The organism is Streptomyces sp. NPDC059477 (assembly GCF_042749375.1).
In the GTDB taxonomy this organism is placed as follows: domain Bacteria; phylum Actinomycetota; class Actinomycetes; order Streptomycetales; family Streptomycetaceae; genus Streptomyces.
Genome location: NZ_JBHYUG010000072.1, coordinates 10,965 through 32,820 on the forward strand (window position 1 = coordinate 10,965; position 21,856 = coordinate 32,820).

20 protein-coding genes and 6 tRNA genes are annotated in these 21,856 nt (G+C 72.5%); 9 read left to right on the plus strand and 17 right to left on the minus strand.

What is annotated here, in order from left to right:
- Positions 1-56 precede the first annotated feature (56 nt).
- Positions 57-128, minus strand: a tRNA-Val gene (locus tag ACFXAZ_RS28700).
- 78 nt (positions 129-206) lie between these two features.
- Positions 207-671 carry a TIGR02611 family protein gene (locus ACFXAZ_RS28705; protein WP_384597089.1) on the minus strand — a complete coding sequence of 155 codons (465 nt, stop codon included), beginning with the start codon at positions 669-671 and terminating at the stop codon, positions 207-209.
- A gap of 191 nt (positions 672-862) precedes the next feature.
- On the opposite strand from ACFXAZ_RS28705, the gene ACFXAZ_RS28710 reads away from it, so the two are divergent.
- Together ACFXAZ_RS28710 and ACFXAZ_RS28715 are read left to right on the plus strand one after the other, a co-directional pair.
- Entirely contained in the window at positions 863-1,276 is a 414-nt protein-coding gene (locus ACFXAZ_RS28710; RefSeq protein ID WP_004002642.1) for an SsgA family sporulation/cell division regulator, read from the plus strand.
- Positions 1,277-1,601: 325 nt separating this feature from the next.
- Positions 1,602-2,162, plus strand: coding sequence for a CGNR zinc finger domain-containing protein (locus tag ACFXAZ_RS28715; RefSeq protein WP_384597090.1), 561 nt, complete (start codon positions 1,602-1,604; stop codon positions 2,160-2,162).
- 213 nt (positions 2,163-2,375) lie between these two features.
- Here the strand turns inward: ACFXAZ_RS28715 and ACFXAZ_RS28720 are convergent, their stop codons facing one another.
- Together ACFXAZ_RS28720 and ACFXAZ_RS28725 are read right to left on the minus strand one after the other, a co-directional pair.
- Complete coding sequence (locus ACFXAZ_RS28720) at positions 2,376-2,528, minus strand: hypothetical protein (protein WP_362753758.1); 153 nt, start codon at positions 2,526-2,528, stop codon at positions 2,376-2,378.
- A gap of 174 nt (positions 2,529-2,702) precedes the next feature.
- Positions 2,703-3,143, minus strand: a complete 441-nt coding sequence (locus tag ACFXAZ_RS28725) for a hypothetical protein (RefSeq protein WP_384597092.1) — start codon at positions 3,141-3,143, stop codon at positions 2,703-2,705.
- Positions 3,144-3,510: 367 nt separating this feature from the next.
- On the opposite strand from ACFXAZ_RS28725, the gene ACFXAZ_RS28730 reads away from it, so the two are divergent.
- Entirely contained in the window at positions 3,511-4,041 is a 531-nt protein-coding gene (locus ACFXAZ_RS28730) for a DsbA family protein (protein WP_384597093.1), read from the plus strand.
- Between the two features lie 63 nt (positions 4,042-4,104).
- Here ACFXAZ_RS28730 and ACFXAZ_RS28735 read toward each other — a convergent pair whose 3' ends face one another.
- The 3 genes from ACFXAZ_RS28735 to ACFXAZ_RS28745 all read right to left on the minus strand — a co-directional run bounded on the left by ACFXAZ_RS28735 (position 4,105) and on the right by ACFXAZ_RS28745 (position 6,906).
- Entirely contained in the window at positions 4,105-4,929 is an 825-nt protein-coding gene (locus ACFXAZ_RS28735; RefSeq protein ID WP_384597095.1) for a GNAT family N-acetyltransferase, read from the minus strand.
- A 90-nt stretch (positions 4,930-5,019) separates the two neighbouring features.
- Positions 5,020-5,841 (minus strand): aminotransferase class IV, encoded by an 822-nt coding sequence (locus ACFXAZ_RS28740; protein WP_384597097.1) that lies wholly within the window; start codon positions 5,839-5,841, stop codon positions 5,020-5,022.
- A 6-nt stretch (positions 5,842-5,847) separates the two neighbouring features.
- Positions 5,848-6,906 (minus strand): chorismate-binding protein, encoded by a 1,059-nt coding sequence (locus tag ACFXAZ_RS28745; RefSeq protein WP_384597099.1) that lies wholly within the window; start codon positions 6,904-6,906, stop codon positions 5,848-5,850.
- Positions 6,907-7,085: 179 nt separating this feature from the next.
- On the opposite strand from ACFXAZ_RS28745, the gene ACFXAZ_RS28750 reads away from it, so the two are divergent.
- From ACFXAZ_RS28750 to ACFXAZ_RS28770, 5 genes are all read left to right on the plus strand, one after another.
- Positions 7,086-7,158, plus strand: a tRNA-Gly gene (locus ACFXAZ_RS28750).
- Positions 7,159-7,195: 37 nt separating this feature from the next.
- Positions 7,196-7,269, plus strand: a tRNA-Cys gene (locus ACFXAZ_RS28755).
- Between the two features lies 1 nt (position 7,270).
- A tRNA-Val gene (locus ACFXAZ_RS28760) sits at positions 7,271-7,342 on the plus strand.
- 23 nt (positions 7,343-7,365) lie between these two features.
- Positions 7,366-7,437, plus strand: a tRNA-Val gene (locus ACFXAZ_RS28765).
- A gap of 50 nt (positions 7,438-7,487) precedes the next feature.
- Positions 7,488-7,559: transfer RNA gene (locus ACFXAZ_RS28770), tRNA-Val, on the plus strand.
- 84 nt (positions 7,560-7,643) lie between these two features.
- Here the strand turns inward: ACFXAZ_RS28770 and ACFXAZ_RS28775 are convergent.
- The 4 genes from ACFXAZ_RS28775 to ACFXAZ_RS28790 all read right to left on the minus strand — a co-directional run bounded on the left by ACFXAZ_RS28775 (position 7,644) and on the right by ACFXAZ_RS28790 (position 10,512).
- Positions 7,644-7,946, minus strand: a complete 303-nt coding sequence (locus tag ACFXAZ_RS28775) for a zf-TFIIB domain-containing protein (RefSeq protein WP_384597101.1) — start codon at positions 7,944-7,946, stop codon at positions 7,644-7,646.
- Positions 7,947-8,026: 80 nt separating this feature from the next.
- Positions 8,027-9,091 (minus strand): phosphotransferase family protein, encoded by a 1,065-nt coding sequence (locus tag ACFXAZ_RS28780; RefSeq protein WP_384597103.1) that lies wholly within the window; start codon positions 9,089-9,091, stop codon positions 8,027-8,029.
- A gap of 750 nt (positions 9,092-9,841) precedes the next feature.
- Entirely contained in the window at positions 9,842-10,027 is a 186-nt protein-coding gene (locus ACFXAZ_RS28785; RefSeq protein WP_384597105.1) for a hypothetical protein, read from the minus strand.
- A 209-nt stretch (positions 10,028-10,236) separates the two neighbouring features.
- Positions 10,237-10,512 (minus strand): hypothetical protein, encoded by a 276-nt coding sequence (locus ACFXAZ_RS28790; RefSeq protein ID WP_384597107.1) that lies wholly within the window; start codon positions 10,510-10,512, stop codon positions 10,237-10,239.
- 196 nt (positions 10,513-10,708) lie between these two features.
- Between ACFXAZ_RS28790 and ACFXAZ_RS28795 the strand changes: the two genes are divergently transcribed.
- A complete protein-coding gene (locus tag ACFXAZ_RS28795) occupies positions 10,709-12,031 on the plus strand; it encodes a protein kinase (RefSeq protein WP_384597139.1) in 1,323 nt (440 codons plus the stop codon).
- 191 nt (positions 12,032-12,222) lie between these two features.
- Here ACFXAZ_RS28795 and ACFXAZ_RS28800 read toward each other — a convergent pair whose 3' ends face one another.
- From ACFXAZ_RS28800 to ACFXAZ_RS28825, 6 genes are all read right to left on the minus strand, one after another.
- Entirely contained in the window at positions 12,223-13,041 is an 819-nt protein-coding gene (locus ACFXAZ_RS28800) for a TrmH family RNA methyltransferase (RefSeq protein WP_384597109.1), read from the minus strand.
- 73 nt (positions 13,042-13,114) lie between these two features.
- Positions 13,115-14,371: a uroporphyrinogen-III C-methyltransferase gene (gene cobA / locus ACFXAZ_RS28805; protein ID WP_384597111.1), complete on the minus strand. Its 1,257-nt coding sequence runs from the start codon at positions 14,369-14,371 to the stop codon at positions 13,115-13,117.
- 401 nt (positions 14,372-14,772) lie between these two features.
- On the minus strand, positions 14,773-18,381 hold the full coding sequence (gene cobT, locus ACFXAZ_RS28810) for a nicotinate-nucleotide--dimethylbenzimidazole phosphoribosyltransferase (RefSeq protein WP_384597113.1): 3,609 nt from the start codon (positions 18,379-18,381) through the stop codon (positions 14,773-14,775).
- 423 nt (positions 18,382-18,804) lie between these two features.
- Positions 18,805-20,010, minus strand: a complete 1,206-nt coding sequence (gene cbiE, locus ACFXAZ_RS28815; protein ID WP_384597115.1) for a precorrin-6y C5,15-methyltransferase (decarboxylating) subunit CbiE — start codon at positions 20,008-20,010, stop codon at positions 18,805-18,807.
- 194 nt (positions 20,011-20,204) lie between these two features.
- Positions 20,205-20,843: a GNAT family N-acetyltransferase gene (locus ACFXAZ_RS28820; protein WP_384597117.1), complete on the minus strand. Its 639-nt coding sequence runs from the start codon at positions 20,841-20,843 to the stop codon at positions 20,205-20,207.
- Positions 20,844-20,987: 144 nt separating this feature from the next.
- The gene (locus ACFXAZ_RS28825) at positions 20,988-21,839 is read right to left on the minus strand and encodes a MetQ/NlpA family ABC transporter substrate-binding protein (protein WP_384597119.1); all 852 of its coding nucleotides are present in this window, start codon (positions 21,837-21,839) and stop codon (positions 20,988-20,990) included.
- Positions 21,840-21,856 lie beyond the last annotated feature (17 nt).

Here is a 21,856-nt window from a genome sequence, read left to right on the forward strand (position 1 = left end):
GTAAAAAAACCCCCGGCGGCGGTTTCTACATCTGTCCGGGGGCCCGTCGGTCCGGGTGGGCGATACTGGGTTCGAACCAGTGACCTCTTCGGTGTGAACGAAGCGCTCTCCCACTGAGCTAATCGCCCGGGCGCAGGAAGAACATTACCCCATGTCAGACGGTGCCCGTGCATCCCGCCGGGAGGCCCCGCGCCGCCCGCTGCCGGTCACTGGTCCTTGATGCTCCAGGGCATCACGAAGCCGAACTGCCACAGGTAGATCCCGCACAGCACGCCGATGATCACCAGGCCGATGACGGTCAGGATGATGTTGCGGCGCCTGACCTTGGGGTCGAGGGCACGCTGTGCGGCCTCGGTCACTTTCCGCTTGGTCCAGCGCAGCACCAGCTGGGCCCAGACGAACTCGGTCGCCCAGATCGCCATGCCGCCGAAGATCACGACCCAGCCGGGTCCCGGCAGCGGCAGCATGATGATGCCGGCGACCACCACGGCGAGGCCGACCACGAAGACGCCGACCTGCCAGCTCACGTGCAGCAGCCGCCGCGCCTTGATGAATTCCGGTGCCCTGGATCCGAGAGCCCGCTCGCCCTTCGCCGTGTCCGTCACCCGGTCCGTACCGATGTTGTCAGCGGCCACGGCGACCTCGCCGGGCTCGTCACGCCCCGTATTCATACAGCCAGACCTTACCCGAGCGAATCGGGTCACCGGAATGGTCGTACCCCACCAAGAGGTTCTCGGCCGGAAGAGTTACGTAAAGACAGGCAAAACACCCAGAGGGGTTTACAACGGCACCGTAGGTGGCATGTCGATTTCGCCGACGTGCGAATCCCCGAGCGCACACTGAGCGAAAGGCCCTGGCGCTTATGAACACCACGGTCAGCTGCGAGCTGCACCTGCGCCTCGTTGTGTCGAGCGAGTCATCCCTGCCCGTCCCCGCGGGCCTGCGGTACGACACGGCCGACCCCTACGCCGTGCACGCCACCTTCCACACCGGAGCCGAGGAAACCGTCGAGTGGGTGTTCGCCCGCGACCTCCTCGCCGAGGGGCTGCACCGGCCCACCGGCACCGGCGACGTCCGCGTCTGGCCGTCCCGTAGTCACGGTCAGGGCGTTGTCTGCATCGCCCTCAGCTCCCCGGAGGGGGAGGCCCTGCTCGAAGCCCCGGCGAGGGCCCTGGAGTCGTTCCTGAAGCGAACCGACGCCGCCGTGCCACCCGGCACGGAACACCGGCACTTCGATCTGGATCAAGAGCTGTCGCACATCCTGGCGGAAAGCTAGGGCGAGGCACTCATAGAGCCGCCCGGCGCCGTCCAACTCGGGGAGACGGCTCGGGCCAAAACAACCGCCAGGACAATCGCATAGGGCACACACCGGCGTCGCCGCCGCGGTTCTCCGCGGGGTCGGCGCCGGTTCACTGTGCGTGTTCCCGTGTGTTCCCGCCGTACCGGCACCGCCCGGCGGGGGCGGGGAACGCCTGGCGGTGGCGAGGCGTTGTCAGGCCAAGCCGTGGGTGCCTCCGAAGCCACTGGCCTTCGGCCCCGGAGCCACTACCATCGGCCAGCATCGGCGGGCGTCCGCCCGACCCCAGGCCAGGGAGCGAAACGTGCTGATCACCCACGACACCCGGTGCGCCCTCGACTCCGTGGTGGATCTGGTGAACACCGCCCCGGAGGACGACGAGAGCCCGGACGGGCTCCCGGATGTCGCCGCACTCGAAGTGTTCGTACGGAACCACAAGATCAGCGACATCGGTGTGCTGTCGGAGTTCGATCTCGCCGCGGTCCGCAAGATCCGCGGCCGTTTCGCCACGATCTTCAATGTCCCGGAGTCCCGGTCCGCCGCCGGAATGATCAATGAGCTGGTCGCCGCCGCGGGCACCACGCCCCGCCTCACCGACCACGACGGCTACGACTGGCATGTGCACTATTTCGCGCCGGGCGCCTCCATCGCCGACCATCTCGCGGCGGACTGCGGGATGGCGCTGGCCTTCTTCGTGGTCGCCGGGGAGCAGGAGCGGCTGCGCCGCTGCGAGGCGCCGGACTGCCGGCACGCGTTCGTCGATCTCTCCCGCAACCGCTCCCGCCGCTACTGCGACAGCCGCACCTGCGGTAACCGGCTGCATGTGGCCGCGTACCGGGCGCGACGACGGGAAGCGACGGGCTGAGCGCCGCCGGGCCGGATCGGCCGGTAAAAATCTCGCCAAGCGAATCTGGCCGAGATACGACACTCGCGCCTCAACCCGGCGGACCGATGGATCTTCGCCCGACTGCGGACGGTGACCGCCGGGCCGTCATCCGGAGATCGTTCTCCCGGCCCGGATCGGGATGTGCGCCTCTCGCGGCCCCCGGCGGGTGACGCCGAGGACCACGGGTACGGCTCATAGCAACAGCAGGTCGTGCAGCGCAGCCATGAGGAACAGACATCCGATCACCGTCAGGAAGATCATCAACGGTGGCTGGGAAAGGGCGAAGAGGCACCCGCGCGGCTCGTCCTGAGGTGGCGCGGCCTCGCTCTGTGTCGTGTCCAGCATCTCGCGCCGATGATGGCGCAATAGGCACCCTTGACACACCCAACACGCCCGGGGGGAGGGGTAGTTCGCCAGAACCCGTGACAAGGAGGGTGCCGGGGGGTTATGGGGCGAGTACGAAGGGTGACGCACCCTCTCCGACCAGGAGCCGGGCCTCGTGTCCCGCTGTCCGGTGGGTCAGATCCCGTGCTTCTTCAAGATCGCCTCGATGTCGCTGAAGTCCTCCGAGCCATCGGTCCGGGACCCGGTCTTGGGGCGGGCGGCCGGGCGGGTCGCGGGGCCCAGGGAGGGGGCGGAGGCCCGCGGGGCGACGGCGTCGGGCTGGGCCGCGGCGGCGGCCTTGCGCTGCTTGCGGGTGCCGCCGCGGCGGCGCTCCACCGCGCGGGTGGTCGCGAACAGCGCCCAGGCGGCGCCGAGCACACCGATGCCGGCCCAGGCCGTCGGACTGAACGCCGTGTCGGCCGCCCATTGCACGACGCCGGTCATCACCAGGCCGATCGGCACCAGCGCGTAGGCGGCGATCCGGGCGGCGGACAGGAAACGCTTGCGGTACGCCGTGACCGCGGCGATGCCGAGGCCGGCCACGGAGACGGCGGAACAGACGGTCTCGGCAATCATCCGGTCCTCCAGGCAGGCCGACTCGATCGGAAGGGTTCGTCCCTTCCATCCTGCACCGTCCCCTCCCTCTCGGGCCATGCCCCAGCGGGACATCAGGGACATCTCCGGGTTCGATCTCCTCCGAAGGTCGCGTTGCGGGCCGGTCCTGGTAGGCACAGGGACTGGTACGGGCCGACGCGGGGACCGATGGAACAGCCGACGGAAGAGCCGGAGGCCGGACAGGGACGGGACAGGGACGGAGAGGGACGGGCAGGTCGCGCAACACGTAGGCGGATAGGCGGACAGATCGGCGGACCGGCCCACGGAGACGCTCGGCTCTCCCCGCCTCCGGTTCGGTCGCCCGGCGCCCGGCTGGGAGACTGACCCCATGAACGACTCCTCCCCCGCCCCCGCCACGCCCGCCGCCCCCGCCGTCCTCGACGTCTGGTTCGAGTTCCAGTGCCCGGACTGCCGTACCGCCCTGGACGACGTCCGCGCCCTGCGCGCCCGCTACGGCGACCGGCTGGAGGTGCGGCTGCGGCACTTCCCGCTGGAGAAGCACAAGCACGCCTTCGCCGCCGCGCAGGCCGTGGAGGAGGCGAGCGAGCAGGGACAGGGCTGGCCGTACGCCGAGGCCCTGCTGGGGCGGGTGGCGGAGTTGAGCCGTGAGGGAGAACCCTTCCTGGTCGAGGTGGCCAGGGAACTGGGGCTGGACGCGGAGGAGTTCGACACCGCGCTGATCGACGGCCGCCACATCCTGGCCGTGGACGCCGACCAGGCCGAGGGCAAGGCGATCGGCGTGCGCGGCACCCCCACGTACGTCATCGACGGGACCCGGCTCGACGGCGGCAAGAGCCAGGCCGGCCTGCGCGAGCGCATCGAGGAGATCACCGACCGCCTGCTGGCCGACCAGAGCTGACAGGCGCCTCGGAACACGGGCCGGAACACGGGAACGCTGGCCGGGCAAAGGTCGGGGCACAGGTCAGAGCAGGGGCTTGAACAGGCAGTACTGGGTCGGCACATAGCCCAGTGACGTGTACAGCCGCTCCGCGGGCGTGTTCCCGGCGAAGACGTTGAGGCCGATGAGCTGCTTTCCGGCCGTCACGCCCTGGGCCTCGGCCAGCAGCATCAGGGAGCGGCCGTGTCCGCGCCCCCGGTACGCCGGGTCGGCCTCGACGTCGTACACGTACGCCCTGTCCTTGCGCAGGGCCAGCCACAGGGTGCCGACGGGGGTGCCCTCGTGTTCCAGGACGCTGAGCAGGACGTTCTCGGTGGCCCGGCCCTGGGGGAGGAGTGTCTCGTGGTCGCGGCGGGACTTGGCGGCGGCCTGGTCCTCGGGGACACCGCGCTCGGTCCAGTTGCGGGTGTAGGAAACGAGCGCCTTGGCGTACCAGGCGTCGAACTCGGCGTCGGTCATGGGGCGTCCGGCGCTGCCGGGGGGCAGGGCGGGGGCGGTGGTGCCGAGTTCCTTGGCCATGATCCGGTTGCGGACGACGTACCCCAGGGCGGTCACCATCCGCAGCGCGGGGCCGTCGGCGGGTACGGCGATCTCGATCCGGCGGCTGCCCCAGCCACGGGCGACCTCCTCGGCGGCCAGCGCGGCGACGGTGCCACGTCCGCGCCTGCGGTCGGGCTCCTCGATGCGCAGGGCCTGGATCACGGCGACGGACGGGCCGAAGACGGCGTGGGTGGTGAGGTGGATCGCGCCGACGGGACGGCTGTTCACGCACACCTGGAAGTGGCGGGAGAGTGTTCCGTCGGCCTCGCGCTGAAGCGGCTCGATCGGCCGCAGGGTGGTGGTCATCATGGATGTTCTACCCTCCGGCACGGGTCTGCCCGGACCGATTTTCCGGTACCCACCGGACCCTTTGCCGCCCCGCTGCCCCGCTGCCGCCGGTCAGGGGTCGAGGTCGTGCCCGGACCGCTCGGCGAAGCTCCGCATGGCCTTGGCGGTCACCGGGCCCGCGAGGCCCGGCAGTTCCCGGCCGTCGACGCGGTGCACGGCCTGGACGTCCCGCAGGGTGGAGGTGAGGAAGATCTCCTCGGCCCGTTCCAGGACGTCCAGCGGCAGATCCGTCTCCTGGGCGCCGGTCCACTCGACGGTCAGCGCGCGCGTGATGCCCGCGAGGCAGCCGGAGGCCGGCGGCGGGGTGTGGATCTCGCCGCCGAGCACGACGAAGACATTGGACCCCGTCCCCTCGCACAACCGCCCGACCGTGTTCCCGAACAGCGCCTCGCTCGCCCCCTGTTCATGGGCGCGGGCCAGCGCGACGACATTCTCGGCGTACGAGGTCGTCTTGAGGCCGGTGAGCGCGCCCCGCTCGTTGCGGGTCCAGGGCACGGTGATCACGGCCGTGGAGTCGGGGCGGCGGGTGGTCTCGCCGAGGGCGACGACGAGGGTCGGGCCGTGGGCGCCCCGGTCGGAGCCGAGCGGGCCGTGACCGCCGGTGTAGGTGATCCGCAGCCGGCCGAGCGGCAGGGGGTTGGCGGCCAGGACGGCGGCGCAGGCCCGGCGCACCTCGCCGTGGTCGGGGGCGGGCAGGCCGAGGCCGCGCGCGGAGAGCGTGAGCCGGTCCAGGTGGCGGGTGAGCGCGAACGGCGTGCCGTCGACCGTCTTCACCGTCTCGAAGATGCCGTCGCCCACGGTCAGCCCGTGGTCGAAGACGGACACGCGGGCGGAGTCGACGTCCTGCAACCCGCCGTCGAGCCAAAGCTTCACTGGTGCCTACCTCGCCTGGAGATTTCCGGGGCCGTCCCCTTCATGTTCATACGCCCCCGACGCTACCGCGAGCAGCCGGGCCGCCTTCAGCTCGGTCTCCCGCCACTCCCCCTCGGGGTCCGACCCCCAGGTGATCCCCGCGCCCGTGCCGAACCGCAGCCGCCCGGCGTCCCGGTCGATCCAGAACGTGCGGATGCCGACGGCCAGCTCCCCCACCCCGCGATCGGCGTCGACCCAGCCGATGCCGCCGCAGTACGGCCCGCGCGGTACGGTCTCCAGCTCCTCGATGATCCGCAGCGCGCTGGACTTGGGGGCGCCGGTGACGGAACCGGGCGGGAAGGTGGCGGCGAGCAGTTCCGGCCATCCGGCGCCCTCGCACAGCTCACCGCGGACCGTCGACACGAGATGCACCAGCCCCGGATGCTTCTCGACCGCGCAGAGGTCGGGGACGGTGACACTCCCGGTGGCGCACACCCGGCCCAGGTCGTTGCGGACCAGGTCCACGATCATCACGTTCTCGGCGTAGTCCTTCTCCAGCAGATCCGCCTCGGTCCGCCCGGTCCCCTTGATCGGCCCGGACTCCACGACCCGCCCGTCCCGCCGCAGGAACAGTTCGGGCGAGGCGGTGGCTGTCTCCACGCCGTACCGGGGCAGGCGAATCGTTCCGGCGTACGGCGCCGGGTTGCCGCGGGCGAGCAGCGCGGTGAGGGCGTCCACGTCGGCGCCGGGCGGCAGGGGGGCGGACAGCACCCGGCAGAGGTTGGCCTGATAGACCTCCCCGGCCGCGATGTACGCGCGGATCCGCCGTACGCCCGCGGTGTACGCGGCGCGGTCGAGCGACGTCGTCCAGTCACCGGTGGCCGGGCCCCGCCAGGCTCCGGGCACGGGCGCGGGCACCGGGGTCCGCCGTACCTCGGCGAAGCGGGCGCAGGTCAGCCGGCCCTCGAAGTCGGCGCTGACCGCCCAGAACCCGGTGGAGTCCAGGGCGGCGGGATCGCTGGTCACATCCAGCAGACCGGTGGCCATACGGTCGCCGAAGCGGGCGAGAGGAGACAGGTCGAGCACGCTGTCGAGTCTAGGGTGGGTGTCCTGGCGGTGGCCCTGGCGTGTCCTTCCGGGTGGTCACGGCCGGTCGGCGGCCGGACGCAGGGCAGCACGCTGCACAAACGCGTTTTTGTACTGGACCGGGAATCCGCTAGAGTTCAACACGTCGCCCGGCACGCGCAAGCGAGCCGAACCGACAGGCGGACGTAGCTCAGTTGGTAGAGCGCAACCTTGCCAAGGTTGAGGTCGCGAGTTCGAACCTCGTCGTCCGCTCGCAGGAACAGGGGTCTTCAGGGGCCCCTACACTCCTGGTGGAGTGGCCGAGAGGCGAGGCAACGGCCTGCAAAGCCGTCTACACGGGTTCAAATCCCGTCTCCACCTCCAAGGACGATTAGCTCAGCGGGAGAGCGCTTCCCTGACACGGAAGAGGTCACTGGTTCAATCCCAGTATCGTCCACTGAAGCCCTTCGGCTTCGACTCGCGCGATTAGCTCAGCGGGAGAGCGCTTCCCTGACACGGAAGAGGTCACTGGTTCAATCCCAGTATCGCGTACGCACCATCCGAGATCGGCCGCGTCCTACGTGGTCGATCTTCGGTCCTGAGGACGATTAGCTCAGCGGGAGAGCGCTTCCCTGACACGGAAGAGGTCACTGGTTCAATCCCAGTATCGTCCACACACCGGAGCCCCCGGCCGCCTCGCGCGGTCGGGGGCTCCTTCGTGATGTCCGGGTGAGCGGGTCCCGGTCAGCGGGTCCGGGTCAGCTGGAGAACAGCATGCGCCCGAAGCTCTTCTGGCGGTGACCGTAGTGGCCGCCGCCGTGGTGACCACCGCCGTGCGGGGCGCCCCAGGCGGGTGCGCCCGGGGCGGCGGGGGCCGCCGGGTACTGCGGAGCGGCCGGCGGGGGCGGGGGGCCGGGCTGGGACCACTGTGACTCCAGCCGGGCCAGCGCCTCCAGCTCGCCGTAGTCCAGGAAGATCCCTCGGCAGTTGTTGCACTGCTCTATCTGAACACCATTGCGGTTGTATGTGTGCATCTGTCCAGGGCACTTCGGACACTGCATGCTCGGCTCAACTCCTCGCCGGTCGGTCCTGCTTCACGTTTCGCCAGAACAGACTCTGTCCGGCGGCGGTCGGTTGCACCCTACTTCGCGTGATCTCTGTCCAACTCCGTGGGTACGGGGGTGGGTGCGGGCGCGGGGGTGGTTGCCGGGGCGGGCACGGTGGCGGGTTCGTCCGCCGGGAGGGCCGCCATTCTCACCACGGCGTCGATCACGGACTGTTCCACCTCGTCCAGCGGGCGGGCGGCGGCGAGGGCCTTGGTGAGGGTGGTGGCGGCCGTCTGGACGGTGAGGGCGCGGGCCGCGATGTCCAGGGCGGGCCAGGGGTCGCCGTCGGGGGGGACGGCGGGGCCGGAGGCGGCCCGGTAGGCGGTGAGGAAGCGGGTCCACTCGTCGGGGGCGAGGAGTCCGCAGGCGTACCAGGCGGCGGGCCGGGCGAGGTCCCAGGCGGGGACGCCCACGCCGAGGTCGTCGACGTCTATGAGACGCCAGGGGCCGTCCGGGGCCGGGTGGCGAACGAGCTGGCCGAGGTGGAGGTCACCGTGGCACAGGGTGGTGGTGTCCGGCATGGGCGCCTCGGCCCGGGCCCAGGCGGGGAGGCCGGCCCAGGCGCGCAGGACGGCCGGGGTCGCGGGGTGCGGGCCCGCCGCGCGCAGGCGGTCGACGGCGCGGGCCGCCTTCGCGGGGCCGCGCATCGGGGGGAGGCGGGCGGGGGCGGGAACGGGTGTGCGGTGGAGCGTGGCGAGGAGGGTGGCGGCGGCCTCCCACGGGGCGGCGTCGGGGTCCTCCGGGTCGACCGGGGTGCCGTACGGCCAGAAGGTCACCGGGCGGCCGTGCAGGGGGACGGGGTCCGGGCGGAGCGGAGGGACGAAGACGCCGGGGAGGTGGGCGGCGATCGCGAGGAGGGTGGTGAGGTGGGCCGGGTCGGTGGTGGGGGCGTGGGCCTTCGCGACCGTGCCGGCGTGCCGGACGACGGTGGCGTCCCGGCGATCGGCGAGGGTGGCGGCTCCGCACGTGCAGCCCGCGGGCGGGGTGGGAGGTGCGGCTCTGGTCGTGCCGGTGCCGGTGCCCGTGCCGGTGGGGTGGCCGGGGTGGGGGTGGGCTGCGGTTCTGGCCTTGGCCGACAGGGCGGAGAGGAGGGTGGTCACGGGGGCCTTTGGGGTCGGGGTCCGGCTGCTGGGGCGTTTGTGGAGGGTACGGCAGGGAGGGTGGGGGTGCGGGGGGGGGTGGGGGGGTGGGAGCGGCTGGGTGGGAGGGGTGGCCGTGTGGGTGTGGAGGATGCGGCGGTGGTGGAGGGGTGGGGGGCGCGGTGACTTGATGTGGGAGGGCCAGTTGGTGGGGGCTGGTGAGCGTGGCGCGGTTGCCGCCCCGGCGGAGGGGCAATGCGGGGCGGGGCCCGCAGGGGAGGGAGGCGCTCAGGGCGGAGGCTGGTGAGCAGGGTCCGGCCTGCCGCGCGGCGAGGGGGGCTCAGGGGGCCGGAGTGGCGGCGGGCGTGGGCCAGCAGGCGGCATGGGGCGGCGGGGGCAGGGACATGGGTGGCCGTTGGTGTTCCCGGTGAAGGGGCTTCGGGCTGGCGGCCGGGTGTGAGGGACCCTTGGGTGGCGAAGGAGGCACACTGCCACAGGCCTCGGTGGAGGACCCATGGGTCTGCGGGGCTCGCCCGGTCGGTCGCTGTAACTGCCGCGCCCGGTGGGGAAGGTGCGCCGCGCGAGGGGCTGGCGTCAGCTGTCAGGGCTCGGTGTCGGGGACGTGCCGGGGCTCGCGCGTGGGCGCAAAGCAATGCCGGCGCAGCTCCCCAGCTGCGCCGGCATCTTTTGCCGTCCGCCGCACCCCCGTCCCCACGGGGTTATGGGTGGATGTCCCCGCCCGGACCGCTCTTCCGGGCCTGGGGTCGCCGCTCAGCGCCCCAGCATCACACCCACGGACGACGCCTGTGTGGCCACTGTCTCCCAGCCGTCGAAGACGACGAGGAGCAGGACCGCCAGGGGAAGGGCCATCAGTGTCGCCACCAGTGGGTGGCGCCTGCCCGCACGGCGCGGGCTTTCCTCTTCACGGATCAATGTCCGCGGTGCCGTGTGGGCCATGGTCCCTCTCCTGACCGAACTCAGTTGTCTTGGCAGCGGCGGGTGTCTGACCTCGGGGGACGAGTGCTGCACCCGCCGCTTGACCTCAAATCTAGGTGCGCGGGCGGCGCCGGGCGTCATGCCCTCGTACCGATTGGCGGGCCTCCCGGAGGATGAGCCACCTGCCGGGGAGTACTCCCCTGGGTGGAGACCAGGTCCTACGTCCTGGCCTAGGTCTCCGGGTCTTCCCGGAGGGGGCGCCCGGTCTGCCCGGACTTTTCCGAGCCGTCCTCCCGGGGTATCGGCTGCTCGACCAGGGCCAGGACGCGGGTCGCCATGAAACGGGCCGTCCGCACAACCGTGCCATTTCGAGTGACTTCGCTCACTTCGACCACGCCCCGGCGTACCGCTGTCTCCACGCGGCGGCCTGCCCGGCTCGCCACCACCTCGTACGTACGTGTCGTGTCCCCGGCGTCCACGACTATCTCCACACGATCACCCTTCACGCGGCCAATCCCCCTTCGATGTCGGCCCGTTGAGATCATGGGCGGCCCGAAAGCTCCCTGTTCGCACGCTCTCTGACCACCCTTCAAGTGTCCCACCCGGCACTGACAATCCGTCGGGCCGAGAGGGCGCGGCCTCTGCGCGCGGGCGGCCGTGGAAACGTAAGCTGTGGCTCGTCATACGGACCGGGCAGCGGGGATGAACATGGCGATGATGCGCCTGAGGCGCGAGGACCCGCGCGTCGTCGGCTCGTTCAAGCTTCACAGACGGCTCGGCGCGGGCGGGATGGGCGTCGTCTACCTGGGCTCCGACAAGAAGGGCCAGCGGGTCGCGCTGAAGGTGATCCGGCCGGATCTGGCGGAGGACCAGGAGTTCCGCTCGCGGTTCGCGCGTGAGGTGTCCGCCGCCCGGCGGATCCGGGGCGGGTGCACGGCCCGGCTGGTCGCGGCCGATCTGGAGGCGGAGCGGCCCTGGTTCGCCACGCAGTACGTGCCCGGTCCCTCGCTGCACGACAAGGTCGCCGATCAGGGTGCGCTGAGCGCCGCCGAGGTCGCCATGGTGGGTGCCGCGCTGTCCGAGGGGCTGGTCGCGGTGCACGAGGCCGGGGTGGTGCACCGGGACCTCAAGCCGTCGAACATCCTGCTGTCGCCCAAGGGGCCGCGGATCATCGACTTCGGCATCGCCTGGGCGACGGGCGCCTCGACGCTCACCCATGTCGGTACGGCCGTCGGCTCGCCGGGGTTCCTCGCGCCCGAGCAGGTGCGGGGCGCGATGGTCACGCCGGCCACCGATGTGTTCTCGCTGGGGGCCACCCTCGCGTACGCCTCGACCGGTGACTCGCCCTTCGGGCACGGGAGTTCCGAGGTGATGCTGTACCGGGTCGTGCACGAGGAGGCGCACCTGGACGGTGTGCCGGACGCCCTCGCCCCGCTCGTACGGGCGTGTCTGGCGAAGGATCCCGACGACCGGCCCAGCACGCTCGATCTGTCGCTGCGGCTGAAGGAGATCGCCGCGCGGGAGGCGCAGGACATGTACGACGGGCGTCCGCCCGCGCCGCGCGCCGCCGAGGCGGACCGGCCCACCGGGCGGCTCGCGGACACCTATCCGGAGCCGCAGCGGGCGCAGCGGCGTCCGCAGGGGCAGCGCGGGGCGACTCCGCCGCCGCGGGGTGCCACTCCCCCGCCGCGCGGGGCCACGCCTTCGCGCGGGTCGGCCACCGCGCGCGGTAACGCGCCCTCGCGCGGGGGCGGCGCGTCCCGTTCCGACGGTGCCGGGAGGACCGGGACCACGGGGTCCGGGGCGCGGCCGACTCCCGCCGGGCGTGGCACGCCCGCCGCGCGGAGCAATACGCGTTCCGGCGGTCAGTCCGCGCAGCGGCGTCCGCCTCCGCGCGGTACCGGGACGCGGTTGCGGCCCGCGAATCCCCGGCTGCTGCGGCAGCGGATCTTCATCTTCGTCGTGGTGACGCTGCTGGTGGCGCTCGGGATCGCGCTGGTGCAGGGGTGTCAGGGGCCGGGCTAAGGGTTCGGTCTGGGGCGGGTTCGGTCTGGGGCGGGTTCGCTCCAGGAGGCTGCGCCCTGTGGAGTGGTCGTGGTGTGGGTGCGGAGCGTGGGGCACGCGCGCGTGGGTGCGGTTTTGCGGTGGTCGCGACACGCCCGGGGAGCCGGGGGCCGTCGCTGACCGGCGTGTCGAGGTGCGGCACGCAGGGGGGTCTACAGCTGCGGGCGGCCCGTCGCCACCGCGTAGAAGGCGACCGCCGCCGCGGCGCCCACGTTGAGGGAGTCCACTCCGTGGGCCATGGGGATGCGGACCCATTCGTCGGCCGCGACCAGGGCTTGGGTGGTGAGGCCGTCGCCCTCGGCGCCGAGCATCAGGGCGACGCGGTCCATGCGGTGGGGCGCGGCCTCGTCCAGGGATGTGGCCTTCTCGTCGGGGGTGAGGGCCAGCAGGGTGAAGCCGGCCTCGCGGACGGAATCCAGGCCCTTGGGCCAGGTGGTGAGACGGGCGTAGGGGACGGAGAAGACCGCGCCCATGGAGACCTTCACGCTGCGGCGGTAGAGCGGGTCGGCGCAGTCCGGGGAGAGCAGCACGGCGTCCATACCGAGGGCGGCGGCCGAGCGGAAGATCGCGCCGATGTTGGTGTGGTCGTTGACCGACTCCATGACGACGACCCGGCGGGCGCTCCGGAGGAGGTCGGCCGCCGTGGGGAGCGGCTTGCGCTGCATGGAGGCGAGGGCGCCGCGGTGGACGTGGTAGCCGGTGACCTGTTCGGCGAGTGCGGGGCTGACGGCGTAGACCGGGGCGGGGAGTTCGTCGATGACGTCGTGCATGACGTCGACCCACTTCGCGGACAGCAGCATCGAGCGCATCTCGTAGCCCGCGTCCTTGGCCCGGCGGATCACCTTCTCGCCCTCGGCGATGAACAGGCCCTCGGCGGGTTCGCGTCTGCGCCGTAGCTCTACGTCGGTCAGGCCCGTGTAATCGCTCAGGCGCGGGTCGTCGGGATCATCGACGGTGATGAGATCGGCCACAGGGTGATACTGCCTTGTCGTGCGTATGGTGCAACGGCTGGGGTGAGTTGTGTTACCCGGGGTTAACCGCGGGTCACTCGGGGGTGGGGGTGCCGGGTCGGGCGGCGGGGGCCGGGCCGACGTTCACGACCTCGCCCATGACGATCACCGACGGGGGCTTCACCTCGTGCGTGCGGACCGCTTCCGCGACCTCGGCGAGGGTCGTGTCCACCCGGCGCTGGGCGGCCGTGGTGCCCTCCTGGACCAGGGCGACCGGGGTGTCGGGGGACTTGCCGTTCGCGATCAGGGTGTCGGCGATCTTGCCGATCTTGTCGACGCCCATGAGGATCACCAGGGTGCCGGAGAGCTTGGCGAGGGACGCCCAGTCGACCAGGGAGTTCTTGTCGTCCGGTGCGATGTGGCCGCTGACCACGGTGAACTCGTGGGCGATGCCCCGGTGGGTGACCGGGATGCCGGCGGCGCCGGGCACGGAGATCGAGCTGGAGATGCCGGGCACGACCGTGCAGGGGATGCCGGCCTCTGCGAGGGCCTGGACCTCTTCCATGCCCCGGCCGTAGACGTACGGGTCGCCGCCCTTGAGGCGTACGACGGACTTGCCCTGTCTGGCGTGTTCGATCAGGGCGTTGTTGATGGCCTCCTGGGCCATGAAGCGGCCGTACGGGATCTTCGCGGCGTCGATCACCTCGACGTGCGGCGGGAGTTCGGCGAGCAGGGCGCGCGGGCCGAGACGGTCGGTGATCACGACGTCGGCCTCGGCGAGCAGGCGCCGGCCGCGCACGGTGATCAGGTCCGGGTCGCCGGGGCCGCCGCCGACCAGCGCGACGCCGGGGGTGCGGGTGCGGTGGTGGGGGGCGACGAGGGTGCCGTCGCGCAGGCCCGCGACGACCGCGTCCCGGATGGCGGCGGTGTGGCGGGGGTCGCGGGACCTGGAGTCGGTGGTGAGGATCGCGACCGTGACGCCCTCGCTGTGGCCGGTGGCCGGGGTCCAGGCGGTGGCGGCGTCGGCGTCGTCGGCGCGGACGGCCCATACGCGGTGGCGCTCCGCTTCCGCGGAGGCTCGGGCGTTGGCGTCGGGGTCGCTGGTGGCGATCAGGGCGTACCAGGCGTCGGCGAGGTCGCCCTCCGCGTACGGGCGGGGGGACCAGGTGATCTCGCCGGTGTCCGCCATCGCCTCGACCGAGGGGGTCGCCTCCGGCGAGATCAGCAGGATCCGTGCGCCGGACGCGATCAATGCGGGCAGGCGGCGCTGGGCTACCTGGCCGGCGCCGAGCACCACGACCTTGCGGTCGGCCAGGCGGAGTCCTACCGGGTAGGCGGGGTGTTCTGCCATGGGTGTGGCTCCTTGTGCGGGCGGGGGGCTTGGTGTGTGGGTGTGGGTGTGGGTGTGAGTGGGGGGTGCGGTGTGGTGTGGTGTGGCTGGTGATGCCCTGACGTGCGGATTTTATGTCGGTGGGGTGGGGGTGTGCGGGTGGGGTTCGGGCGCGGGGGGTTGGGGGGGTGGAGTGAGTGGGCGGGTGACGGTTGTGGGGGGCTGGTCGCGCAGTTCCCCGCGCCCCTGACGGCGTCGGGCCTCGGGCGTCAGATCGCACCGCGGCGGATCTTGGGCGTCGGGTCCTCGGGGCGTCAGATCGCACCGCGGCAGGGCGGCAGGTCTTGCCCGCGTTGGGTTCATCGGCCCGTTGGGTCAGGGGGGCGTCCCCTCCCCCGGTGTTGGGGAAGGGGGCCCGGGTGCTACTTCTCCGTGACGCCGGCCGAGTCGAAGGTGGCCACCTCGTGCATCGCCCTGGCCGTGCTCTGGACCATGGGGAGGGCCAGGAGGGCGCCGGTGCCCTCGCCGAGGCGGAGGTCCAGGTCGACCAGGGGGCGCAGGCCGAGTTTGTTGAGGGCGGCCACATGGCCCGGTTCGGCGCTGCGGTGACCCGCGATGCAGGCGGCCAGGACCTCGGGGGCGATGGCGCGGGCGACCAGGGCGGCGGCGCCCGCGCTGACGCCGTCCAGGATCACCGGCGTACGCAGCGACGCGCCACCGAGCAGCAGGCCGACGATCGCCGCGTGTTCCAGGCCGCCGATCGCGGCGAGGACTCCGATGGGGTCGGCCGGGTCCGGCTGGTGGAGGTCGATCGCCCTGCGCACGACCTCGGTCTTGCGGGCGAGGGTCTCGTCGTTGATGCCGGTGCCACGGCCCGTGACCTCGGACGGGTCGGTGTCCGTGAAGACCGCGATCAGCGCGGCGGACGCGGTGGTGTTGGCGATGCCCATCTCGCCGGTCAGCAGCGCCTTGTTGCCCGCCGCCACCAGATCGCGGGCCGTCTCGATGCCCACCTCGATCGCCGCCTTGGCCTCCTCGCGGGTCATCGCCGGGCCGGTGGTCATGTCGGCCGTGCCCGCGCGGACCTTGCGCGGCAGCAGGCCGGGGGTGGCGGGGAGGTCGGAGGCCACGCCCACGTCCACGACACACACCTCCGCGCCGACCTGGCTCGCGAAGGCGTTGCAGACCGCTCCCCCGCCGAGGAAGTTGGCCACCATCTGGGCGGTGACCTCCTGCGGCCACGGCGTGACGCCCTGGGCGTGCACCCCGTGGTCACCCGCGAAGACCGCCACCGCCGCGGGCTCCGGGATCGGCGGCGGGCACTGCCGGGACAGCCCGGACAACTGCGCGGAGATGATCTCCAGCATGCCGAGCGCGCCGGCCGGCTTGGTCATCCGCTTCTGCCGCTCCCACGCCTCGCCGAGCGCCTTGGCGTCCAGCGGGCGGATCTGGGCGACGGTCTCGCCCAGCAGGTCGTGCGGCTCCTCACCGGGCAGCGCGCGACGGCCGTACGTCTCCTCGTGGACGACCCACGACAGCGGGCGGCGTCTGGACCAGCCGAACTGCGCCAGCTCGGGCTCCTCCGGGAACTCGTCCACATAGCCGACGCACAGGTACGCCACGACCTCCAGGTGTTCGGGCAGGCCGAGTGTGCGGACCATCTCCCGCTCGTCGAAGAACGAGACCCAGCCGACGCCGAGGCCCTCGGCGCGCGCCGCGAGCCACAGGTTCTCGACGGCCAGCGCGGAGGAGTACGGCGCCATCTGCGGCTGGGTGTGCCGGCCCAGCGTGTGGCGGCCACCGCGGGTGGGATCGGCGGTGACCACGATGTTCACCGGGGTGTCGAGGATCGCCTCGATCTTCAGTTCCTTGAACTGCTTCGCCCGGCCCTTCGGCAGCGACTTGGCGTACGCGTCGCGCTGGCGGATGGCCAGGTCGTGCATCGCGCCGCGGGTCTCCGTGGAGCGGATCACCACGAAGTCCCAGGGCTGCGAGTGCCCGACCGAGGGCGCGGTGTGGGCGGCCTCCAGGACCCGCAACAGCACCTCGTTGGGGATCGGGTCGCTGCGGAAGCCGTTGCGGATGTCCCGCCGCTCCCGCATGACCTTCAGCACGGCCTCGCGCTCCGCGTCGTCGTACGCGGGGGCGGCGGGCGTACTTGCCGGTGTGCCTGCGGCTGTATCTACCGGCTGGAGTTCTTGGGGTTCCTGGAGGTCTTGGGGCTCGTGAGGTTCTTGGGGATCCGCGAGGTGCGGTTCCACGGTGTGCGGGGCCTCTGGTGCCTCCGGGAGTTCCTCCGCCGCCTGGATCTCCGGGATCTCCGCCGCGATCTCCAGGGGCTCCGGGGACTGTTCGCCGACCTCCTGGATCGCCTGCGCCACCTGGGCGTCCAGGATCTCCTGGTCCTCCTGCTCGGCGGCCCTGGTGTCCAAGTCGTCCGCGTGCTGCACGACTCCGGCGTCCTGCTGCTCCACCGCCGGGGGCGTCCGATCGGCCTCGCGCGCGGCCGGGACCGTGGCGAAGGGTTGCGGCTGGGCGGGGGGCTCGGGGGCCTGCGGCTGCTGGAGCGCTTCCGGCGGTACGACGATGGGGTGCGGCGGGGTGGGGGCGAGGTGGGGAGTGGTGGGCACCTGGCCGACCACCGGGACGAACTGGCCCAGGGGCTGGTGGGGAGGGGTCTCCGCCGGGGCTACGGTCACGTCCTGCGCGGGGGCTACGGGCTCGGGAGCCTCGTCGGGTACGAGTGCGGGTACCGGTACGGGAGCAGGGGCGGGCTCTGGGGCGGTGACATCGGTGTCCGGGGCCGGTGCGGGCACGGGCTGCGCCTCTGCCACCGGCGCGGGGGCGGGTGTCGTGCCGGAGTCGTCGGCCGGGGCATCCGCCGGGACCTGGACGGCAACCGGCTCCTCCGCCACGGGCACGGGCACGTCCGCCGAAGCCACCTCGACCGCGGCGGCTTCAAGCGGGCCCGTCGGTCCCTGCTGCTCTCCCGGAGCCATGACGCCGGGTTCCTCTCCCGTGGTCGCGGCGCCTTCCACGCTGGCGGTGCCGCCGGTCTCGGGTGCCACGGCGAGCTCGGAGCCTTCGTACGGCTGCGGTTGCGATTGCGGTTGCGGCTGTGTCTCCGTCTGCTCGACGACGGGCGCCGGGGCCGGTTCGACGGCTGGTTCCGCGGCGGGCTCGACGGCCTGTTCCACAGCGGGCTCGATGGCCTGTTCCACAGCGGGTTCGATCACGGGCGCAGTCACAGGCTCAGCAATGGGCTCAGTGACCGGCTCGTCCACAGGCTCGACGGACGGTTGCGCGGCCGTCTCCACGACCGGCTGCGCGACCTGCTCCGCCACCACCGGCTCGGCGGCAACCCCCACGCCCCCGCCCGCCATCACGGTCTGCGGCACGAGCGCCGGGGCAACCGTTTCGGCGGGCGGTGGGGTGACCGGGGCCGGAGTCGGGGCCGCGGGGCCCCAGGGGGCGGCGCTCTGGGGGGCCGACTCGTGCAGGCGGGAGGCGTCGAGGTACTCGGGGCCGGGAGGGCGGGCCGGGACGCCCGCGGGGCCGCGGTCGGCGAGGGAGCGGACCGGGCTGGCGGAGGCGTCGGGGGTGGGCGGGCCGAGGTGCAGCGGGCGGCGCGGGGCCACCGGGGCGGCGGCGGGCGCGGCCGGGCCGGGGAGCCGGACGCCGGTGAGGTCGACATTGCCGCTGTCACGGCCCGCCGTCTCGTGCGCGCCGGGCTGGTGCGGGGCCTCGGCCACCGGCACCGCCTGGGCCACCGGCACCGCCTCCGCCGCGGGCACGGTCCCGGCAGCCGGTACCGCCTCGGCCATCGGCACGGCCACCGGCTCGGCCTCGACCACCGGCTCGGGCGCGGGCGGCGCCACCTCGTTGCCCCATGCGCTCTGGGCACCCGGCAGCAGCAGGTCTTCGTCCTCGGAGAGGAAGGTGTACGCGCCGGGCGTGGGGACGCCCGGCTGCTCCACCGTGCCTGCGTGCGCCGGCAGTCCCTCGCCCGGGACCTGGCCGGTGTCGGTCATGCGTACCCCTCGCCCATCGGTTAGTGCTCCTGCCAGCTCACCCGGAACGGCGCACCGACCGCCCGCAGTGAAGAACGAGCGTGCGTGCCCTGCGGCACGAACGACCCGCCGGAAAAGACGACAAAGCCATACGGTGGCATTGTCGCGGCCGATCACCCGCCATGACAGCTTGATCCGCGACAGGCCGCTGTGGACTGCGCCACGTTGCGCGTCCTCCGGTACGTGCCGTACCACACCCACCCCAAAACGGGCAGGTATTCCGGACATTGACCCACGACTCGACGGGCGTCCGGCTGCGGTACAACGATCGGCCAGCCTACCGCGCGCGGTACGACAACCGGATCACAGGGAGCGTTTCAGCAACCCCTTTTGACCTGCTTCGCCGGGGTTTTCGGCCGACTTTGTACGGGCCTTCGACGGGCCCTAGGCGCGTCCCAGTTCGCCGGAGATCAGGAAGGCGACGCTGCGTTCCGTCTCGGTCCAGGCCCGGGTGTCCAGTTCCACGGACTGGAGCAGGGCGCACTCGACCCGGTAGCCGTGCTCGGTCAGCTCGCGGCCGACACGTTCGGCGGCGTCGCGGGTGGCGGCGTGGGTGACGATGCGTTCGGGGCGGCGGTCGGCGACCGCGAGGACCACGGCCGCTCCGCCGCCGCCGACGCGGACGACATCGGGCTCGGGGAGGTCCTCCAGGGCGTGCGGGGCGATGCCGTGGACGACCTGGAGGTGGACGCCGTGGCGGCGGGCGGCGGCGTCGGTGCGGGCGCAGGCGCGCGGGTCGAGGTCGACGGCGATGACAGCGGCGCCCGCCGCGGCGGCCTCGGTGGCGAAGGCGCCCGTCCCGCAGCCGATGTCCCAGACCAGGTCGCCGACGCGGGGGCCGAGGCGGGCCAGTTGGGCGGCGCGCAGCACCTGCCGTTCGCCCTCGGCGAGTTCACCTCCGTACGCCTCGGGGGGCCGGGTCCAGCCGCGCGGTCCGGCGGCCGGGTCGCGGCCCGCGATCCAGCCGCCGCCCTCGACATGGGCGACGGTGCCGCCGATGACGATGACCACGTTGGGGTCGCGCCAGGTGTGGTCGGCGGCGTTGTCCGAGGTGACGACGGAGACCTTCTCGCGCCCGGTGCCGAGTTCCTCGCAGACGACGAAGGAGCGGTGCACTCCGTCGAGCAGCAGGCCGAGTTCGGCGGGTCCGGCGCCGGGCGAGGTGAGGACGGCGACTTTGGTGTGGGCGCGGCATACATTCACCGCGCGTCGCAGGGTGCGGGGGTGTGCGACGACCACTTGGGCGTCGTCCCAGGGCATTCCGGCGCGGGCGAAGGCGGCGGCGACCGAGGAGACCGCGGGGACGACCTCGACCTCCAGGCCGTGCTCGGGCGCGCGCAGGGCGCGTACGACACCGAAGAAGCCGGGGTCGCCGTCGGCGAACACCACCGCCGTGCCGCGGTGGGCGGCGATCCGGCGGGCGGCGAGGGCGAGGCTGCCGAGGCGGACGCGCTCGGCGGTGCCGGGTACCTCGGGCAGTGCCAGGTGATGGGCGGCACCGGCCACCAGTGTGGCGGCGCCGAGGGCGGAGCGTGCCGCGGCGGTCAGCGGCGAGCCGTCCCAGCCGATCACCGTGACCCGGTCGGCCATGGTCGTCAGTCTCCAGGGGGATGTGCGCAGGTCGTCGGGTGCTCGCGGCGGGCGCGGGCTCCGAGAGCGTACCCCGCGATTCGTTCGGAGCGCGGCACCGCGTACGGCCGGGCCGGGCGCGGGCCGGTGGGAGAGCCTGCGGGAGGGCCGGGAGAACCTGTGGTCCGGCTCGGGTCCGGGCCGGGGTACGGCGGTCAGTTCCAGTCGGGATACGAGTGGAAGCCCCCGGTGTCCGCGAGTTGGCCGCTGGTGCCCTCCAGGTCCTCCGGGAGCAGGCTCCAGACGATGTAGTCGGTGCGGGCCTCGCTCCAGGTGCCGTTCTCGGCGCGGACGCGCGCTATGCAGGCGCCGCGCAGCACGCCCTCGCTGATGCTGCCGATCTTCTGCGCGACCTGCTGGGCGGCGGTGTTGTCGGCGCCCGTCCGCAGCTCGATCCGTTCGAACATCTGGTCCTGGAACAGCCATCGGGCGGTGGCGAGCGCGGCCTCGGAGGCATAGCCCTCGCCTCTGGCCCAGGGGGCGACGAGATACATCAGTTCGGTGGAGCGGACATGCCAGTTGGTCTTGCCGAGGCGGATGACACCGACCAGCCGCTGGGTGAGGAACTCGGTGACGGCCAGGTCGAGGCCGCGGCCCGCGACCCGCTCGGCCAGGGCGCCCCGGCTGATCCAGGCGCGGGCGGCCGGTTCGGAGAACGGATGCTCCACGTCGGTCCAGGCGACGACCTGTTCGTCGTTCATCATCTCGGTCAGCGCGGGCACGTCGTCGTCCTCCAGCGGACGCAGCACCAACCGCTCCGTGCTGATGGAGATGGTGGGAAAGGTGCTCATCATGCGCCGCTCCGTAACCGTCGGTGTGACCGTCTCAGCCGTCAAGTCCCGCTGAACTGCCCAGCATGCAGCATCCGAGCGCCGTGTCGCACCACGGGGTGCGCTCCGTCGTGGGGAGCGCACCCCGTGATCCCGATGGTCGCGGGGTCAGCCGGAGGCCACCGGAAGCACCGAGCCCTGGTACCGGTCCTCGATGAACTTCTTCACGTCGGCGGAGGACAGCAACTTCGCCAGCTTCTCGACCTGCGGGTCGTCCTCGTTGCCGCGTTTGACGGCGAGGATGTTGGCGTAGGGGTTGTCCTTCGCGGACTCCAGCAGGACGGCGTCCTTCGCCGGGCTCAGGCCCGCGTCCTGCGCGAAGTTGTTGTTGATGACCGCGGCGGCCACGTCGTCGAGCGAGCGCGGCAGCTGAGCGGGTTCCAGTTCCTTGAAGGTGAGGTTCTTCGGGTTGTCCACGATGTCCGCGGGGGACGCGTCGGTGCCCGCGTCCGGCTTGAGCGTGATGACGCCCTGCGCGGCCAGCAGTTGCAGGGCCCGGCCCTCGTTGGTGGTGTCGTTGGGTACGGCGACGGTGGCTCCGTCGGGCAGCTCGCGGACGTCCTCGACCTGCTTCGAGTACACGCCCATGGGCGGCAGATAGGCGTCCACGACCGGGACCAGGTCGGTGCCCTTGGCCTCGTTGAAGTCGTTCAGGTAGGGCTCGTTCTGGTAGAGGTTGGCGTCCAGCGAGCCCTCCTGGAGGGCGGTGTTGGGCACGACGTAGTCGGTGAACTCGCGGATCTCCAGGCTGAGCCCGGCGTCGGCGGCGAGGTGGTCCTTGATGTACGTCAGGACCTCACCGGCCGGGACCGCGGTGGCGCCGACGACGAGGGTGTCGCCGTCGGCGCCCGCGCCGCCGGAGTCGCTGCCCGAGCCGCACGCGGTGAGCGCGAGGCCCAGGGTGAGTGCGGCCGAGGTCGCGAGCAGTGCGGTGCGGCTGCTGGGGGTGCGGCGCTTCACGGTGTGCTGCTTCCCCG

Coding starts and splice junctions, on each gene's coding strand:
- ACFXAZ_RS28705 (WP_384597089.1), bottom strand. CDS start 671: ATGAATACGGGGCGTGACGAGCCCGGCGAGGTCGCCGTGGCCGCTGAC.
- ACFXAZ_RS28710 (WP_004002642.1), top strand. CDS start 863: ATGAACACCACGGTCAGCTGCGAGCTGCACCTGCGCCTCGTTGTGTCG.
- ACFXAZ_RS28720 (WP_362753758.1), bottom strand. CDS start 2,528: ATGCTGGACACGACACAGAGCGAGGCCGCGCCACCTCAGGACGAGCCG.
- ACFXAZ_RS28725 (WP_384597092.1), bottom strand. CDS start 3,143: ATGATTGCCGAGACCGTCTGTTCCGCCGTCTCCGTGGCCGGCCTCGGC.
- ACFXAZ_RS28730 (WP_384597093.1), top strand. CDS start 3,511: ATGAACGACTCCTCCCCCGCCCCCGCCACGCCCGCCGCCCCCGCCGTC.
- ACFXAZ_RS28735 (WP_384597095.1), bottom strand. CDS start 4,929: ATGATGACCACCACCCTGCGGCCGATCGAGCCGCTTCAGCGCGAGGCC.
- ACFXAZ_RS28775 (WP_384597101.1), bottom strand. CDS start 7,946: ATGCAGTGTCCGAAGTGCCCTGGACAGATGCACACATACAACCGCAAT.
- ACFXAZ_RS28785 (WP_384597105.1), bottom strand. CDS start 10,027: ATGGCCCACACGGCACCGCGGACATTGATCCGTGAAGAGGAAAGCCCG.
- ACFXAZ_RS28795 (WP_384597139.1), top strand. CDS start 10,709: ATGAACATGGCGATGATGCGCCTGAGGCGCGAGGACCCGCGCGTCGTC.
- cobA (WP_384597111.1), bottom strand. CDS start 14,371: ATGGCAGAACACCCCGCCTACCCGGTAGGACTCCGCCTGGCCGACCGC.
- cobT (WP_384597113.1), bottom strand. CDS start 18,381: ATGACCGACACCGGCCAGGTCCCGGGCGAGGGACTGCCGGCGCACGCA.
- cbiE (WP_384597115.1), bottom strand. CDS start 20,010: ATGGCCGACCGGGTCACGGTGATCGGCTGGGACGGCTCGCCGCTGACC.
- ACFXAZ_RS28820 (WP_384597117.1), bottom strand. CDS start 20,843: ATGATGAGCACCTTTCCCACCATCTCCATCAGCACGGAGCGGTTGGTG.